This is a genomic window from Stenotrophomonas sp. MH181796, assembly GCF_009659995.1.
Taxonomy (GTDB): Bacteria; Pseudomonadota; Gammaproteobacteria; order Xanthomonadales; family Xanthomonadaceae; genus Stenotrophomonas; species Stenotrophomonas riyadhensis.
Map to the genome: position 1 here is coordinate 364,883 of NZ_RAHU01000006.1, position 15,563 is coordinate 380,445.

A 15,563-nucleotide genomic window follows, 5' to 3' on the forward strand; every position below is an offset into this window, starting at 1 on the left:
TGGTTGGCACAAGGCTGGAAATACCCTCGCCTTATCCGGGCCCAGGATGCCTGATGGATGTGCCAACCAAGGTTGGCACCTACCAGAAGCGGGCTCCGTTACCGCCGTTGATCCACGCCATGCGTGGATGACGATCGCGCCGGTGGATCAATCAACCAGCCATCCAGCCAGGTCGGCACGGTCCAGCTTGCCGCGGTGCCTGCGATCCAGTGAATTGAACTCGTCGGCCAGCGCCGGGTTGGCCTGTGCTTCCTGGCGGCTGATGAAGCCATCGCCGTTCACGTCGAGGTCGCTGAAGCGGATGCGGTACTGGCCGATCACGCTGCTCGGTTCCAGCGAGCGAACGGTGACCTGTGCTTCGCCGGCCGGCTGCGGAATCTCGACGCTGCCGGTGACCAGACCGGCGCCCAGCGGTTGCTGGCGGATGGCGCCGCCGGTCGGGCCCAGCGGCTGGCTCTGCGCCGGCGTGGACGGGCCGTGTTGGGCCATGGCCGGTACCGAGGCCAGCAGGGCGGCCAACAGCAGGGCGGAACGCGGAATGTTCATGACAGGCTCCTTGCCAGAGGGTACCGGGAGCGTACTCCCGGCAACCTGTGCCGCCGATGACGGATCAGCGCAGCGGCGAGGCCAGCACGGTGATCTCTTCACGGTCGTGATAGAGCTGCTTGGCACGCACCACCAGCGGCTTGCCGGCCTGGTCCTGGAACAGGTCCAGGCACAGCCGGGTCTCGTCCCAGCGCTTCTTCATCGGCAGCTTCAGATTGAAGATCGCGTGCCTGCACCAGCCTTCGCGGAACCAGGTGGCCATGCGTTCGGCCACGCGGCGCGGCTGCTCGACCATGTCGCAGACCATCCAGTCCAGCGGCTGTTCCGGGTGCCAGTGGAAGCCATCGGCGCGCAGGTGCTCGACCAGGCCGGTGTCCAGCACATGCTGGCGCAACGGGCCGTTGTCGATGCTCAGTACGTGCATGTGCTGGCGGGTCAGCACCCAGGTCCAGCCGCCCGGTGCGGCACCCAGGTCGGCCGCGCGCATGCCGGGCTTGGCCAGCGCTTCGCGTTCTTCCGGCGTCAGCAGGGTCAGCAGTGCTTCGTCCAGCTTCAGCGCCGAACGCGAAGGCGCTTCGGGCAGCAGCTTCAATCGCGGAATGCCCAGTGCCCAGGGTGCGCTGTCGGCCGGGTCGGCCACGCAGACGAAGGCATGGGTGCCGTCGACGAACACCACGTGCAGGCGCGGCAGGCGGTCGTTCGGCTTGTCGGTGAGCTTGCCGGCCTTGCGCAGCGCCGGGCGCAGCGCGTTGCCGAAGGCACGGGCCAGCCCGGACAGCGGCTTGCCGGCGTCCGAATCGGGATGTTCCACCCACAGGTCGCCGAAGCGCGGCGCATCGGCCAGCACCTCCAGCATCGGGGTGATGCGGTCGGCCGGGTCCAGCTGCGGCAGCTCGGCCAGCACCACCAGCTTCTGCCGCGCGAAGATCAGCTCGCGCCAGCGCAGGCGCGGCGCCAGGGCGGCGGCTTCGTCGCACATGAACAGCACGTAGCCATCATTGCGCTGGGTGCGCGCGTAGCCGGCGAAACCGGCTTCACCGGCGCGGAACTGCAGTTCGCCGGCCAGCTCGGGCTCGAAGCCCTGCCGGCACAGGCACAGCAGGCCGATGCCGGTCTCAGTAACGGGCGCCATCGCTTTCCCCATAGGCGCGCAGCACGCTGCGTGCGGCGTCGCGGTTCAGGCCCTGCACCACTTCGATGCCGCGCTTGTTGAGCTCGCCCACCCAGTCAGCCGGCAGCGGGCCTTCGTCGAACGGGGTCAGTTCCTCGACGTCGGCCGAGTTGGCGCCGATCAGCAGGCGGTCGATGCCGGCCCACACCGTGGCGCCGTAGCACTGGCAGCACGGCTGCGAACTGGTGGCCAGGGTGACCGGCGACAGCACCGCGTTCAGGCGCGGGGTCTGCAGGCGCTGCTGGGCCAGCATGTAGGCCATGTTCTCGGCGTGTGCCAGCGAGGTCGCGTGCGGCATCACCCGGTTCACGCCGGCAGCGATCACCTTGTCATCCGGGCCGAACACCACCGCACCGAACGGGCCGCCACTGGCGTGCTCGACGTTCAGCCGCGACAGCTCGATCGCCAGCGCGACCTTGGCCTCATCGCCCGGATATCGACGATCCAGGTCGATCTGGTCGTGGATCCAGGCGGGAAGGGTCAGGTGGACTTGCGCGTACAGCATCGCGGGGGTGCCTCGTGTGGGATGGAAGAAAGTGCGGTTGCTTGGGAAACCGGCGCGCAGTGTAGCCGCACCGGCCTGTACCGGGTGTGGCGAGGGGTCAGCCCGGCGAGCCGGTGCGGATCACCACGTACTGCTTGCGGAATTCCAGCCCAGCCTGCGGCCAGCTGGCCGCGTAGGCGCGCAGCAGGGGCAGGGCGGCGGCGAAGTCGTGGCCGTTGACCCGGCAATCGGCCTCGCACAGGCCGTCGGCATCGCGCGAGGCGAACAGGCGGATGGCGAGGAACTGGCGGGCTTTCAGCAGCTCGTCGAAGGCCTCCATGCTGCGCGTGAACAGGCAGCAGGGGCAGGAGCCGTGGTCGTCCTCGCTGCAGGTGGAGGCATCCACCTCCTGTGCGCGATAGTGCGCCAACGGCCCCAGCACCACGGTGCGCTGCAGTTCTTCGCCTTCGTCGGCGCCCGGATAGGTCAGGCCCAACATCGGCAGGCCCTGCGCGTCTGCGGCGCCGACGGCGGTCTGCAGCGTCGCCAGGTCCACCCGCACCCAGGCCTGGAAGCCGGACAGCAGCGACGCCTGTTCGTCGGCACCGTTGGCGTGCTGGTACTCGAACAGGCCATCGGCGAACAACACCGGATGCTGGGCCTCGATGACGGTGGAGGTCTGCCACCCGCCGTTGTCGCGCGCGTGCGCGGCCATCGCGTGCGGGGTCAGGCGCAGGCCGCTGTCCAGCAGCAGCGCGCCGCCGTCGGCGCGGCTGGCGATGCCGGCGTCCTGCAGGACCTGCTGCAGCAGCGGGAGGAGAGCGGCGAAGGTCGTGGTCATGTCAGGCCTGTGGATGGATGGGGTGGAGCATCCAGGCAAGGCCTGGGGATCTAGTGGTCGAGCGCGTCGAGTTCGGCGCGATATCGCTGCGCGTCGGGCTGCTGTTGCGGATCGTTGCCGTGGTCGCGCAGCCAGGTTTCCAGCTCGCGGCGATAGTCCGCGCGGAAATCGGCATTGCCCGGGCTGAAATGCAGCTTGCGTGCCGCCACCTCCACCCGCTCGCGCGCGCTGGCACGGGCCTGGGCGATGCCGTGCGGTGATTCGTTGGTGAGGATGACGAAGTTGCGCGGGAAGCCCGGCGTGTACTTCACCACGAATGGCTGGTTCTGCGCCGGGATGCGGATGGCGTTTTCCAGCGGCCACAGCGAAGCGGTATTGGTGTGGAACACCACCTCCACATCGCGCCCTTCGGCAGTGCGCAGTACCGCTTCGTAGCGCCAGATGTACTGCTCGTTGAGCGTGGAGTTGGTTTGCTCGGCCTTGACGATCACCGCTTCACCACGCTCGCCCACCACGTTGAGGAAGGCGGCGTTGAGGAAGTGGCCGAGGAAGATGTTGAGCATCGCCAGCGGGAACACCACGATGGCGTAGCCCGGAAAGCGCCGCCACCACGAGACCAGCCCGGCCAGCACCATCGCTGCAAAGAACGTCAGCAGCGGATGCTGCGAGATGAACCAGAGCAGGGCGGACAGGGCGGTGATCATCGTCGGATTCGTGCGGGCGCCTTCCCGGCGCCCGTGCAGGTCCTCAGGCCGACCAGGTGTCGCGCAGGGTCACGCTGCGGTTGAACACCGGCTTGGCCTCGGTGTGGTCGCGGCGGTCGGCGACGAAGTAGCCGGTGCGCTCGAACTGGAACGACTGCTCCGGCGCAGCGCTGGCCGCGGCCGGCTCGACATAGCCGGTGACGGTGCGGCGCGATTCCGGGTTGAGGTAATCACGGTAGGTCTTGCCTTCCGATTCGTCGTCCGGGTTCGGCACCGAGAACAGGCGGTCGTACAGGCGGATCTCGGCCGGCACGCCATGCACGGCGCTGACCCAGTGGATGGTGCCCTTGACCTTGCGGTTGGCGCCTTCCATGCCCGGACGCGATTCCGGATCCAGCCAGCCACGCAGTTCGGTGATGGTGCCGTCGGCATCCTTGATTACTTCGTCGCAGCGGATGATGCCGGCGCCGCGCAGGCGCACTTCGCCACCCGGCACCAGGCGCTTCCAACCCTTCGGCGGCACTTCGGCGAAGTCCTCGCGGTCGATCCACACTTCGCGTGCGAACGGCACTTCGCGGCTGCCGAAGCTCTCGTCCTTCGGGTGGTTGCTGAAGGTGAGCTGCTCTTCATGGCCTTCCGGCAGGTTGGTCAGCACCAGCTTGACCGGGTCGACCACCGCCATGCGGCGCGGCGCTGCACTGTCCAGGTCTTCGCGCAGCGCGCCTTCCAGCACGCTGAAGTCGATCAGCGAATTCTGCTTGCTGATGCCCACGCGCTCGGCGAACAGGCGCATCGCGGCCGGGGTGTAGCCACGGCGACGCAGGCCCTGCAGGGTCGGCATGCGCGGGTCTTCCCAGCCGTCCACCAGCTGCTCGGTAACCAGCGCCATCAGCTTGCGCTTGCTCATCACCGTGTAGTTGATGTTCAGGCGCGAGAACTCGATCTGGCGCGGCTTGGCGGCTTCGCGCGGCAGGCCGGCGTCGACCAGCGGCTGGGTCAGCGTGTCGTCATGGGCGAAATCGACGTTGTCCACGCACCAGTCGTACAGCGGGCGGTGGTCTTCGAATTCCAGCGTGCACAGCGAGTGGGTGATGCCCTCGATCGAGTCGCCCAGCGCGTGCGCGAAGTCGTACATCGGATAGATCGGCCACGCGTTGCCGGTGTTCTGGTGCTCGACGTGCTTGATGCGGTACAGCGCCGGATCACGCAGGTTGATGTTGCCGCTGGCCATGTCGATCTTCGCGCGCAGGGTGCGCGCGCCATCCGGGAATTCACCGGCGCGCATGCGGCGGAACAGGTCGAGGTTTTCCTCGACGCTGCGGTCGCGCCACGGCGACGGGCGGCCCGGCTCGGTCAGGGTGCCGCGGTAGGCGCGCACTTCCTCGGCCGACAGGTCGCAGACATAGGCCTTGCCCTGTTCGATCAGCTTCTCGGCGGCCAGGTAATAGGTCTGGAAGTAGTCCGAGGCGTGGCGCAGCTCGTTCCAGCTGAAGCCCAGCCAGCGCACGTCGTCCTGGATCGCGGCCACGTATTCCGGGTCTTCCTTGGCCGGGTTGGTGTCATCGAAGCGCAGGTTGCACACGCCGCTGAACTCGCCGGCGATGCCGAAGTTCAGGCAGATCGACTTGGCATGGCCGATGTGCAGGTAGCCGTTCGGTTCCGGCGGGAAACGGGTCTTGATCGCCTGGTGCTTTCCGCTGGCCAGGTCCTCGCGCACGATCTGGCGGATGAAATCGCGCTTTTCGTGGCTGTCGGCGGGGGTCTCGGGGCTGGCGGGGGTGTGCTCGGACATGAGTCGGCGAAAAGAAAGGCAGAAAGACCAACAGTCTAGCGCGTACCGGGCAGGGCTGCCCGGTGGGGCGTGGGGATGCCGGCCAGCGGCCGGCACTACCAGGCCCTCTTCCCGGTAGCGCCGGCCGCTGGCCGGCGGAATGGTCATGCGCCGTCACCACCACCACTCAGCCCCCCGGCGTATGCTGGAACTCTCTCCCACGGAGCTGCCGCATGCACATCGTGTACAAGGCCGACAACCTGTTCGACGCCCACCTGGTCAAGCACGCGCTGGAGGATGCTGGCATCCCGGCCTTCGTGTTCGGCGAGTCGTTGCTGGGCGGCATGGGCGAGCTGCCGCTGTTTGGCGTGCTGCGGGTCGGGATCCCCGACGCGGCGCGGCCACAGGCCGAGGACATCGTGGCGGCGCTGGACTTGGGCCACGCGCCGGACGCCCCCATTTCCGATGCAGACGACATAGCCGGCCTTCCGGCGTAGGAGCGCATCATGTTGGGAATTGGCCAGGGCATCCTCGGCATCGGCGCCTTCAAGCAACGCCTGCCGCGCCCGGAAGAAGCACTGCCGGGGCGTGACCAACCGCTGCCGCTGCACAGCAACCAGCACTTCGTGAACAGCCATCCGCTGAAGGACCGTTTCGCCGGCCTGCAGCAGATCCGCTTCGCGCTGGGCTGCTTCTGGGGCGCCGAGCGCAAGTTCTGGACCGAACCGGGCGTGTACAGCACCTCGGTCGGCTATGCCGGCGGCATCACCCCGAACCCGACCTATGAAGAGGTCTGCTCGGGGCTGACCGGCCACACCGAAGTGGTGCAGGTGGTGTTCGACCCGGCGGTGGTGAGCCTGGAGCGGCTGCTGCAGCTGTTCTGGGAAAGCCACGACCCGACCCAGGGCATGCGCCAGGGCAACGACACCGGCACCCAGTACCGTTCGGCGATCCACGCTACCGACGAGGCGCAGTACGCTGCCGCGCTGGCCAGCCGCGAGGCCTACCAGGCGCAGCTGGCCGCAGCCGGCTACGGGCCGATCACCACCGAGATCGTGTACCCGGCACCGGCGTACTACTACGCTGAGGACTATCACCAGCAGTACCTGGCGAAGAATCCGAACGGCTACTGCGGCATCGGCGGCACCGGCGTGAGCTGCCCGATCGGGTTGGATGTGGAGGCGCCGCGCTGACGCGCGGTGGTCCGCCTGCGGCGGGCAACGTCAACATCAACATCCAATGCGGCTCTGGGTTGCTGATGATTTGGCGGGACGGGGGCGGCTGGCAGGACACGCCGTAAACCCGTCCCTGGGGGCTCGATGGCGCCATCCATGGCGCCAACGGTCCTGCCAGCCGCCCCCGTCCCACCTTCGACAGTTTCCCGGTGACGGTGGGCAAGAGCATGGGTTACTGACGAACTGAAAGAAAAGAAAAAGGACGCGGCCTTCGCCGCGTCCTTTTTCTTTTTTGCTTCTGCTTCCTGTAGAGCCGAGCCATGCTCGGCTGCGAGCAAGCGAAGCGCGCGACCCGCTGTTGCTCTTCTTTCTTTCTTCCGTGGCGGCCGGCCACAGAAAACTGTCAGAGGGCGGGCGGGTTGGGTTCGCGGGGGTGTCCGCGGCATGGATGCCGCGGCCAAGCCCCCATGGATGGGTTCACGGCGTCCCCCGCGAACCCAACCCGCCCGACCCAGCGCGGCTTTTGCTCCACGCAGTTCGCGACCAAGCCCCCGCCACGAGGGGCTCAGCCGTTGGCCGGAATCCTCACAGTTCCGAACGAATGCGCTCGCGCAGCGCCTGTAGATCCTTGGCAAATGCATCGATGCCGGTCGCCAGCTTCTCGGTCGCCATCGGATCGGCCGCCAGGTCAGCTGCGAACTTCGCGGCATCGATCGGGGCCACCGTCGCGCCATCCGCCGCACCGGCCACCAGCTTGCGCGGCAGCTCGCCGTGGTCGGCGTCCAGCTTCTCCAGCAGGTCCGGCGAAATCGTCAGGCGGTCGCAGCCGGCCAGCGCTTCGATCTGCGCGGTCGAACGGAACGAGGCGCCCATCACCACGGTCGGCGAACCGCGGCGCTTGAATTCGGCATACACGCCACGCACGAACTTCACGCCCGGGTCTTCATCGATGTTGGCCGGGGTCTGGCCGTTGGCCACGTACCAGTCCAGGATGCGGCCGACGAACGGCGAGATCAGGAACGCGCCGGCTTCGCTGCAGGCCAGCGCCTGGGTCGGGTTGAAGATCAGGGTCAGGTTGCAGTCGATGCCCTCGGCCTGCAGGATGCGCGCGGCTTCCACGCCTTCCCAGGTCGCGGCGATCTTGATCAGGATCTTCTCGCGCGGCACGCCGGCATCGGCGTACATCTGGATGAACTGGCGGGCCTTGGCTACGGTGGCAGCGGTGTCGTGGGCCTGGTCGGCATCCACTTCGGTGGACACGCGGCCCGGCACCAGCGTGCTCAGCAGCGCGCCGACGCCGATGGTCAGGCGGTCGGCCACGGCGTGCACCACCGCTTCGCGGTCGCCACTCTGCTGGCGGCCCCAGGCCAGTTCGCGTTCGATCAGCTCGGCGTAGACCGGCAGGTCCAGCGCCTTCTTCACCAGGGTCGGGTTGGTGGTGCAGTCCACCGGCTGCAGGCGCTTGATCGCCTCGTAGTCACCGGTATCGGCAACGACCACGGACAGTTCGCGCAGCTGGGACAGTTTGGACGGGGTACTCATTACGGCTCCTGGTGCAGGGGGATCGAATCGCGCGCGGTGCGCAGCGGTAATCAGGGGCGGTCGTTGTGGACCGCGGTCACGCGCAGGCGCAGCTTGCGGCCGCCGGGCGCGTTCCAGTCGATGCTCTGGCCGATCGAAAGGCCGAGCAGGGCACTGCCGACCGGGGCCAGCACGGAAACCTTGCCTTCATCGACGTTGGCTTCGCGGGGGAAGACCAGGGTCAGGACGTGCTTCTCGCCCGACACTTCATCTTCGCACTCCACGCGCGAATGCATCATGACGATGCCTTCGGGAATCTGGTCCGGTGCCAGCACGGTGGCACGGTTGAGTTCTTCAGCAAGCGCGAGCGCGGCAGGCGTCTGGCTCAGCGCAGGGGATTCGAGCATGGCGTCCAGGCGGTCCATGTCGAAGGTAGAAACGGTGATCGACGGCGGCAGGCCGCTGGCGGTGTTCATGGTGAAGCTCCTTGGTTGAAAGCCATGCAAAAGGCGGCACCTGCTGGCGCCGCCTGTCTGTATTGTGGGGACAAATGCGGCCGGAATCGACTCCTGCCGATTCCAGGCCGGTGTTGCGGGGGTTCAGCCGTTCAGCGCGGGGCCGGGCAGGGCGGGTGCATCGCTGGCGGCATTGAGCGCCTCCAGCGTGAACAGCGCCTGCGGCAGGCGCTTGAACTGGTCGGCCAGCTCCATCAGGAAGTCGTTCATGGCCGAGCTGCGCCGCCAGATCATGGCGATGCGGCGGCTGGGACGACCTTCGCCGGTGAAATCGAGCAGGCGGATGTTGTTCGAGCGCGGCACCGGCGGCTGCACCGACAGGCTCGGCAGCAGGGTGATGCCGACGTCGGCGGCGACCATCTGCCGCAGCGTTTCCAGGCTGGTGGCGCGGAACTCGGACTTCTCGTTGGCACCGAACAGGCGGCAGACTTCAAGCGCCTGGTCGCGCAGGCAATGGCCATCTTCCAGCAGCAGCAGCTTCTGCGTGGCCAGTTCCTGCACGTCCAGGTGTTCGCGACGGGCCAACGGGTGGCGCCCGGACACGGCCAGCAGGAACGGTTCCTCGAACAGGAACTCGGCATGCAGCTGGTCGTCGATCACCGGCAGGGCCAGCAGTGCAGCGTCTAGCTTGCCTTCGCGCAGGCGATCCAGCAGCACATCGCTCTTTTCCTCGACCAGCAGCAGTTCCAGCTCCGGGAAGCGATCGCGGATGCGTGGAATCACATGCGGCAGCAGGTACGGGCCGAGGGTCGGGAAGATCCCCAGGCGCACCGTACCGGCTTCCGGATCGCGGCTGCGTCGCGCCGCTTCCTTCAGCTGTTCCACTTCGGACACGATCACCCGTGCCCGTGCTGCTGCTTCCTGGCCGGCCGGGGTCAGCATCACCTTGCGCGGTGCACGTTCCACCAGCGGCAGGCCCAGCTCTTCTTCCAGCTTGCGGATCTGCGTGGACAGCGTCGGCTGGCTGACGAAGCAGGAGGCGGCAGCCCGGCCGAAATGCTTGTGGTCGGCCAGGGCTACCAGGTACTTCAGATCACGTAGGTTCATCCTTACACCCCAGGGGTAACGGACCGGCTGACGGCATGGTTACCCGACAGGCAGACAATGTTCCCGGTGATCTGGGAACGGTGGATCAGGCAGCTTCAGCAACGGCACCGCTGCTGCTGCTCACCGACGAGCGGATCAGGTGGTCGAACGCGCTCAGTGCGGCGGTCGAACCGGCGCCCATGGCGATGATGATCTGCTTGTAGGGTACCGTCGTGCAATCGCCAGCAGCGAACACGCCTGGCAGGTTGGTCTGGCCGCGGTCGTCGATGACCACCTCGCCACGCGGCGACAGCGCCACCACATCCTTCAGCCACTCGGTGTTGGGCAGCAGGCCGATCTGCACGAAGATGCCTTCCAGCTCGACGCGGTGGGCATCACCGCCGACGCGGTCCTTGTAGACCAGGCCGGTGACACGGCTGCCGTCGCCCAGCACTTCGGTGGTCTGTGCGCTGGTCAGCACGGTGACGTTGGCCAGGCTGCGCAGCTTCTTCTGCAGCACTTCATCGGCGCGCAGGCTGGAATCGAACTCCAGCAGGGTTACATGCGACACGATGCCGGCCAGGTCGATGGCCGCTTCCACGCCGGAGTTGCCGCCGCCGATCACCGCCACGCGCTTGCCCTTGAACAGCGGGCCATCGCAGTGCGGGCAGTAGGCCACGCCCTTGTTGCGGTACTGGTCTTCGCCCGGCACGTTCATCTGCCGCCAGCGCGCGCCGGTGGACAGGATCACCGAGCGCGACTTCAGCACCGCGCCGTTCTCCAGCTGCACCTGCACCAGGCCGTCGTCGCCGGCCGGCACCAGCGCACTGGCGCGCTGCAGGTTCATGATGTCCACCTCGTACTCGCGCACGTGCTGTTCCAGCGCCGTGGCCAGCTTCGGGCCTTCGGTCTCCTTCACCGAAATGAAGTTCTCGATCGCCATGGTGTCCAGCACCTGGCCACCGAAACGCTCGGCGGCGATGCCGGTGCGGATGCCCTTGCGTGCAGCATAGATCGCCGCTGCCGCACCGGCCGGGCCACCGCCCACCACCAGCACGTCGAAGGCGTCCTTGGCCGCGATCTTCTCGGCATCGCGCTTGCTGGCATTGGTGTCCAGCTTGGCCACGATCTGCTCGAGGGTCATGCGGCCCTGGTCAAACACTTCACCGTTGAGGTACACGGTCGGCACCGACATGATCTCGCGCTGCTCGACTTCGTCCTGGAACAGGGCACCGTCGATGGCCACGTGCTGGATGCGCGGGTTGAGTACCGCGGCCAGGTTCAGCGCCTGCACCACGTCCGGGCAGTTCTGGCAGGACAGCGAGAAGTAGGTTTCGAACTTGTATTCACCTTCCAGGTTCTGCACCTGCTCGATCAGCTCGGCGGTGGCCTTGGACGGGTGGCCGCCGACCTGCAGCAGCGCCAGCACCAGCGAGGTGAACTCGTGGCCCATCGGCAGGCCGGCGAAGGTCAGGCGGATGTCCTGGCCCGGGGTGCCCAGGTCGAAGGACGGCACGCGGCCCTGGCCATCGCGCAGCACCTGCAGCGAGATCTTGTCCGACAGGCTTTCCAGGGTCTGCAGCAGTTCCAGCATTTCCTGCGACTTGGCGCCGTCGTCGGCGTGCGCGGTGATCTGGATCGGGCGGGTCACGCGCTCCAGATAGGTCTTCAGCTGCGACTGCAGGTTGGCGTCCAACATCGGGTCATCTCCTGGCTTCAGGCAAACAGGGGGCGTGGCACCGCTGTAGAAGGTAGCGGACCAGCAGGGGGTAGGGGTGAACCCAAGACAGCGACCGTGGAAGGGGCTGGCTGGCCAAGGCGGGCGAGCGTTGGCTGTCTTGGGTTCACCCCCACGCCGGCGGGGGGACCGGCACGGGGATGAAGGGCGCGCCGTGGCGTGGGGCCACGGCAGGCCGGTACTGCCTTAGATCTTGCCGACCAGGTCCAGCGACGGGGTCAGGGTCTTCTCGCCTTCCTTCCACTTGGCCGGGCAGACCTGGTTCGGGTTGGCGGCGGTGAACTGGGCAGCCTTCAGCTTGCGCAGGGTCTCGGCGACGTCACGGGCGATCTCGTTGGAGTGGATCTCCAGGGTCTTGATCACGCCTTCCGGGTTGATGATGAAGGTGCCGCGCAGGGCCAGGCCTTCTTCTTCAATGTGCACGCCGAAGGCGCGGGTCAGCTGGTGGGTCGGGTCGCCGACCAGCGGGAACTGGGCCTTGCCGACGGCCGGCGAGGTTTCGTGCCACACCTTGTGCGAGAAGTGGGTGTCGGTGGTGACGATGTAGACCTCGGCGCCGGCCTTCTTGAACTCGGCGTAGTGGTCAGCGGCGTCTTCGATCTCGGTCGGGCAGTTGAAGGTGAAGGCGGCCGGCATGAAGATCAGGACGGACCACTGGCCCTTCAGGCTGTTGTCGGAAACCTTGATGAACTCGCCATTGTGGTAAGCGTTGGCTTCGAACGGCTGGATCTGGGTGTTGATCAGGGACATCGTTTTTCCTCTGGTGAAGGGGAGTGGGTGAATCGACAGGACCTAGGTTACCGATTCGCTCGCGATAAGAACAATCCATTGATTGCATCTATTTGATAGATGGAGTCTATCAAAATCCCATGAGCCGGCACTGAACCTTGCCGCCCTCATCCTGCAACTGCCTGTGTGACAAGGGAAAGCTCCCGGAGGCGCAGAATGCGGCCGATAGCCCCTCCTTATGCCCTCTGGCGAAACCTGAACGGATTCCAGCTTTTGTAGAGCCGAGCCCATGCTCGGCTGCGGGTGGAGCAGCCGAGCATGGGCTCGGCTCTACAATTGCGGCATGTCTTTCCAACCCGAACCCTCCCTGCGCCAGATCGTGGCCGAGGCCAGTGCCCGCCTTGGCGGCGTCGAGGCCCGCCACGAGGCCGAACTACTGCTGCTGCACGTGCTGGACCGCCCGCGCAGCTGGCTGTTCGCGCATGCCACCGATCCGCTGGCCGCCGCCGACCAGGCCGCCTTCGAAGCGTTGCTGGCCCGCCGCGTGGCCGGCGAGCCGGTGGCCTACCTGACCGGCCGCCGCGGTTTCTGGACGCTGGACCTGGAGGTCGACCCGGCCACGCTGATCCCGCGGCCGGAAACCGAACTGCTGGTCGAGCTGGCGCTGGAGCGCCTGCCATCAGACCAGGCGCTGCAGCTGGCCGACCTCGGCACTGGCAGCGGTGCGATCGCTCTGGCGCTGGCCAGCGAACGGCCGCAGGCGCAGGTGCTGGCCACCGATGCCAGCCCGGGTGCGCTGGCCGTGGCCGCGCGCAATGCCGCCCGCCATGAACTGCGCAACGTCCGCTTCGCCGAGGGCGGGCAGGACTGGTATGCGCCGCTGCAGGGCGCGCGGTTCGACCTGATCGCCAGCAACCCGCCGTACATCGCCAGCGACGATCCGCACCTGGCACAGGGCGACCTGCGCTTCGAACCGGCCACCGCGCTGGCCTCCGGCGTGGACGGGCTGGATGACATCCGCGGCATCGTCGACGGTGGCCTGGCCCACCTGCTGCCCGGCGGTTGGCTGCTGATCGAGCACGGTTGGGACCAGGGCGTGGCGATCCGCGCGCTGTTCGACGCTGCGGGTTTTGCGGAGGTGCAGACCGCGCAGGACCTGGAGCAGCGCGACCGCATCACCCTGGGCCGGCGTCCGGCCTAGAATGGAGGTTCTCCTGCCCCGGCAGGGCATCACCCTGGAGCTGCAAGCATGCGTACGCTGTACCCCGCCATCACCCCCTACGACGTCGGCACCCTGAAGGTCGACGACCGCCACACGCTGTACTTCGAACAGTGCGGCAACCCGGATGGCAAGCCGGTGGTGATGCTGCACGGTGGCCCGGGCGGCGGCTGCAGCGACAAGATGCGCCAGTTCCACGACCCGTCCAAGTACCGCATCATCCTGTTCGACCAGCGCGGTGCCGGCCGTTCCACCCCGCACGCGGACCTGGTGGACAACACCACCTGGGACCTCGTCGCCGATATCGAGAAGCTGCGCGAGCACCTCAAGGTTGATCGCTGGCAGGTGTTCGGCGGCAGCTGGGGGTCGACCCTGGCACTGGCCTATGCCGAAACCCATCCGCAGCGCGTGACCGAACTGGTCCTGCGCGGCATCTTCATGCTGCGTCGCTGGGAGCTGGAATGGTTCTACCAGGAAGGCGCCAACCGCCTGTTCCCGGATGCGTGGGAGCATTACCTCAAGCCGATTCCTTCGGTGGAGCGTCATGACCTGATCTCGGCCTTCCACCGCCGCCTGACCAGCGACGACGAAACCACCCGCCTGGAAGCGGCCAAGGCGTGGGCGGTGTGGGAAGGCGCGACCAGCTTCCTGCACGTCGATGATGACTTCATCAACAGCCACGAAGACCCGCACTTCGCGCTGGCCTTTGCCCGCATCGAGAACCATTACTTCGTCAACGGCGGCTTCTTCGAGGTGGAAGACCAGCTGCTGCGCGACGCCCACCGCATCGCCGATATTCCGGGCGTGATCGTGCACGGCCGCTACGACGTGGTCTGCCCGCTGGCCAATGCCTGGGACCTGACCAAGGTGTGGCCGAAGGCCAAGCTGGAAATCACCCCGGCTTCGGGTCACTCGGCGTTCGAGGCCGAGAACGTGGACGCGTTGGTGCGCGCCACCGATAGCTTCGCCTGATCGTTGATTGCCCAGGGGTCGGATCCCTTTCCCGCGGAAAGGGCTCTGACCCCGAGCCGCAACCCCATCCACGCACGGCGTGGATCTACCGCAGCCCGGTAGTGCCGGCCGCTGGCCGGCAACCCGGAAACGGTTGGATCCACGCAGGCGCCGGCCAGCGGCCGGCGCTACCAATCCCCAGCCAGCAACGCGTCGGCCAGTACCTGCAGCTTTGGCGAGCATTGCCGCGAGGGCGGATAGATCAGTGACAGTGCACGGCTGCGGCCTTCAAACGGCTGCAGCACGCGCTGCAGGCGGCCATCGGCCAAGGCGTCGGCCACGGCGAAATCCATCACCTGCACGATGCCGATGCCGGCGATGGCCGCTTCCACCAGCGGATCGCCGCTGTCGAACACCATCCGCGTCGGGGGCGTGAACTCACGCAGTTGCCCGTGCTGCAGGAACTGCCAGTCCACCAGCCGGCCGCTGCGCAGGTTGCGCACCGCCAGGCAGGCATGATCCTGCAGCGCGGCCACATCGTCCGGTGCGCCACAACGGGCCAGATAGCCCGGGCTGGCCACCGTCACCCAGCGCAGCGGCCGCAAGGGCCGCGCGACGATGCGCTGGTCGGCGATGACGCCGGTGCGCAGCGCGGCATCGAAGCCTTCCTCGACCAGATCGACCAGGCGGTCGCTGAGCACCGCTTCCACCTGCAGCTGCGGATGCTGCTGCAGCAACGGCGCCAGCATCGGCACCAGCACCTTGCGCCCGAACATCGACGGCGCACTGATCTTCAACGTGCCCGAGGGCGTGCACGGGCGGTCGGCCAGTTGCCGCTCGGCATCGTCCAGGCCGGCCAGCAGCGGCGACACCTGTTCCACGAACTGGCGGCCATCCGGGGTCAGCGCCACGTTGCGGGTGTTCCGCTGCAGCAGCTTCACCCCCAGCGTGGCTTCCAGCCGCCCGATCGCGCGCGACAGGCCGGACTGGCTCAGGCCCAGTTGGCCGGCGGCCACGGTGAAACTGCGCGCTTCGGCCACCTGCACCAGCATGCGCACCGCATTGAGGTCCATCGAAGCTCCATTCATGCCGAAAATCATGACAGATATGGTCGGGGAGGGGTTTATTGATTGGCTCGCATCAATGAGACTGCGCTCCCCCACCGCGCCAGA

General features: G+C 67.2%; 16 protein-coding genes. 4 read left to right on the top strand and 12 right to left on the bottom strand.

Annotated features, from left to right (window positions below; translation table 11 throughout):
- Positions 1–147 precede the first annotated feature (147 nt).
- From D5301_RS16815 to D5301_RS16840, 6 genes are all read right to left on the bottom strand, one after another.
- Positions 148–546, bottom strand: coding sequence for an EF-hand domain-containing protein (locus tag D5301_RS16815; RefSeq protein WP_153856331.1), 399 nt, complete (start codon positions 544–546; stop codon positions 148–150).
- A 64-nt stretch (positions 547–610) separates the two neighbouring features.
- Positions 611–1,678 carry a 23S rRNA (cytidine(2498)-2'-O)-methyltransferase RlmM gene (rlmM, locus tag D5301_RS16820; protein WP_153856332.1) on the bottom strand — a complete coding sequence of 356 codons (1,068 nt, stop codon included), beginning with the start codon at positions 1,676–1,678 and terminating at the stop codon, positions 611–613.
- A complete protein-coding gene (locus D5301_RS16825; protein ID WP_004154307.1) occupies positions 1,662–2,222 on the bottom strand; it encodes a nucleoside deaminase in 561 nt (186 codons plus the stop codon). The genes rlmM and D5301_RS16825 overlap by 17 nt, the downstream gene beginning before the upstream one ends.
- A 97-nt stretch (positions 2,223–2,319) precedes the next feature.
- Positions 2,320–3,042, bottom strand: coding sequence for a DUF6348 family protein (locus D5301_RS16830; protein ID WP_153856333.1), 723 nt, complete (start codon positions 3,040–3,042; stop codon positions 2,320–2,322).
- Between the two features lie 50 nt (positions 3,043–3,092).
- On the bottom strand, positions 3,093–3,746 hold the full coding sequence (locus D5301_RS16835) for a hypothetical protein (protein WP_110711096.1): 654 nt from the start codon (positions 3,744–3,746) through the stop codon (positions 3,093–3,095).
- Positions 3,747–3,789: 43 nt separating this feature from the next.
- Positions 3,790–5,538: a glutamine--tRNA ligase/YqeY domain fusion protein gene (locus D5301_RS16840; protein WP_049398150.1), complete on the bottom strand. Its 1,749-nt coding sequence runs from the start codon at positions 5,536–5,538 to the stop codon at positions 3,790–3,792.
- 212 nt (positions 5,539–5,750) lie between these two features.
- Here D5301_RS16840 and D5301_RS16845 point away from each other — a divergent pair, with 212 nt between their 5' ends.
- Positions 5,751–6,014, top strand: a complete 264-nt coding sequence (locus tag D5301_RS16845; RefSeq protein WP_010481810.1) for a DUF2007 domain-containing protein — start codon at positions 5,751–5,753, stop codon at positions 6,012–6,014.
- Positions 6,015–6,044: 30 nt separating this feature from the next.
- A complete protein-coding gene (gene msrA, locus D5301_RS16850) occupies positions 6,045–6,710 on the top strand; it encodes a peptide-methionine (S)-S-oxide reductase MsrA (RefSeq protein WP_049460935.1) in 666 nt (221 codons plus the stop codon).
- A 567-nt stretch (positions 6,711–7,277) separates the two neighbouring features.
- Here msrA and D5301_RS16855 read toward each other — a convergent pair.
- The 5 genes from D5301_RS16855 to ahpC form a co-directional block, all read right to left on the bottom strand.
- Positions 7,278–8,234, bottom strand: coding sequence for a transaldolase (locus D5301_RS16855; RefSeq protein WP_153856334.1), 957 nt, complete (start codon positions 8,232–8,234; stop codon positions 7,278–7,280).
- 50 nt (positions 8,235–8,284) lie between these two features.
- On the bottom strand, positions 8,285–8,689 hold the full coding sequence (rnk, locus tag D5301_RS16860; RefSeq protein WP_065722817.1) for a nucleoside diphosphate kinase regulator: 405 nt from the start codon (positions 8,687–8,689) through the stop codon (positions 8,285–8,287).
- A 123-nt stretch (positions 8,690–8,812) separates the two neighbouring features.
- The gene (locus D5301_RS16865; RefSeq protein ID WP_094000372.1) at positions 8,813–9,775 is read right to left on the bottom strand and encodes a LysR substrate-binding domain-containing protein; all 963 of its coding nucleotides are present in this window, start codon (positions 9,773–9,775) and stop codon (positions 8,813–8,815) included.
- An 85-nt stretch (positions 9,776–9,860) separates the two neighbouring features.
- Positions 9,861–11,453, bottom strand: a complete 1,593-nt coding sequence (gene ahpF / locus D5301_RS16870; protein WP_153856335.1) for an alkyl hydroperoxide reductase subunit F — start codon at positions 11,451–11,453, stop codon at positions 9,861–9,863.
- 225 nt (positions 11,454–11,678) lie between these two features.
- Positions 11,679–12,242: an alkyl hydroperoxide reductase subunit C gene (gene ahpC, locus D5301_RS16875; protein ID WP_014036055.1), complete on the bottom strand. Its 564-nt coding sequence runs from the start codon at positions 12,240–12,242 to the stop codon at positions 11,679–11,681.
- A 322-nt stretch (positions 12,243–12,564) separates the two neighbouring features.
- On the opposite strand from ahpC, the gene prmC reads away from it, so the two are divergent.
- Both prmC and pip read left to right on the top strand, forming a co-directional pair.
- On the top strand, positions 12,565–13,422 hold the full coding sequence (prmC, locus tag D5301_RS16880) for a peptide chain release factor N(5)-glutamine methyltransferase (RefSeq protein WP_153856336.1): 858 nt from the start codon (positions 12,565–12,567) through the stop codon (positions 13,420–13,422).
- A 48-nt stretch (positions 13,423–13,470) separates the two neighbouring features.
- Positions 13,471–14,412 (top strand): prolyl aminopeptidase, encoded by a 942-nt coding sequence (pip, locus tag D5301_RS16885; protein ID WP_014646006.1) that lies wholly within the window; start codon positions 13,471–13,473, stop codon positions 14,410–14,412.
- A 167-nt stretch (positions 14,413–14,579) separates the two neighbouring features.
- Here the strand turns inward: pip and D5301_RS16890 are convergent, their stop codons facing one another.
- Entirely contained in the window at positions 14,580–15,464 is an 885-nt protein-coding gene (locus D5301_RS16890) for a LysR family transcriptional regulator (protein ID WP_110711101.1), read from the bottom strand.
- Positions 15,465–15,563 lie beyond the last annotated feature (99 nt).

What these genes read in the sequence shown, in the direction of transcription:
- D5301_RS16815 (WP_153856331.1), bottom strand. Translation starts at nt 546, where the DNA reads ATGAACATTCCGCGTTCCGCCCTGCTGTTGGCCGCCCTGCTGGCCTCG.
- rlmM (WP_153856332.1), bottom strand. Translation starts at nt 1,678, where the DNA reads ATGGCGCCCGTTACTGAGACCGGCATCGGCCTGCTGTGCCTGTGCCGG.
- D5301_RS16825 (WP_004154307.1), bottom strand. Translation starts at nt 2,222, where the DNA reads ATGCTGTACGCGCAAGTCCACCTGACCCTTCCCGCCTGGATCCACGAC.
- D5301_RS16830 (WP_153856333.1), bottom strand. Translation starts at nt 3,042, where the DNA reads ATGACCACGACCTTCGCCGCTCTCCTCCCGCTGCTGCAGCAGGTCCTG.
- D5301_RS16835 (WP_110711096.1), bottom strand. Translation starts at nt 3,746, where the DNA reads ATGATCACCGCCCTGTCCGCCCTGCTCTGGTTCATCTCGCAGCATCCG.
- D5301_RS16840 (WP_049398150.1), bottom strand. Translation starts at nt 5,538, where the DNA reads ATGTCCGAGCACACCCCCGCCAGCCCCGAGACCCCCGCCGACAGCCAC.
- D5301_RS16845 (WP_010481810.1), top strand. Translation starts at nt 5,751, where the DNA reads ATGCACATCGTGTACAAGGCCGACAACCTGTTCGACGCCCACCTGGTC.
- D5301_RS16855 (WP_153856334.1), bottom strand. Translation starts at nt 8,234, where the DNA reads ATGAGTACCCCGTCCAAACTGTCCCAGCTGCGCGAACTGTCCGTGGTC.
- rnk (WP_065722817.1), bottom strand. Translation starts at nt 8,689, where the DNA reads ATGAACACCGCCAGCGGCCTGCCGCCGTCGATCACCGTTTCTACCTTC.
- D5301_RS16865 (WP_094000372.1), bottom strand. Translation starts at nt 9,775, where the DNA reads ATGAACCTACGTGATCTGAAGTACCTGGTAGCCCTGGCCGACCACAAG.
- ahpF (WP_153856335.1), bottom strand. Translation starts at nt 11,453, where the DNA reads ATGTTGGACGCCAACCTGCAGTCGCAGCTGAAGACCTATCTGGAGCGC.
- ahpC (WP_014036055.1), bottom strand. Translation starts at nt 12,242, where the DNA reads ATGTCCCTGATCAACACCCAGATCCAGCCGTTCGAAGCCAACGCTTAC.
- prmC (WP_153856336.1), top strand. Translation starts at nt 12,565, where the DNA reads ATGTCTTTCCAACCCGAACCCTCCCTGCGCCAGATCGTGGCCGAGGCC.
- pip (WP_014646006.1), top strand. Translation starts at nt 13,471, where the DNA reads ATGCGTACGCTGTACCCCGCCATCACCCCCTACGACGTCGGCACCCTG.
- D5301_RS16890 (WP_110711101.1), bottom strand. Translation starts at nt 15,464, where the DNA reads ATGGACCTCAATGCGGTGCGCATGCTGGTGCAGGTGGCCGAAGCGCGC.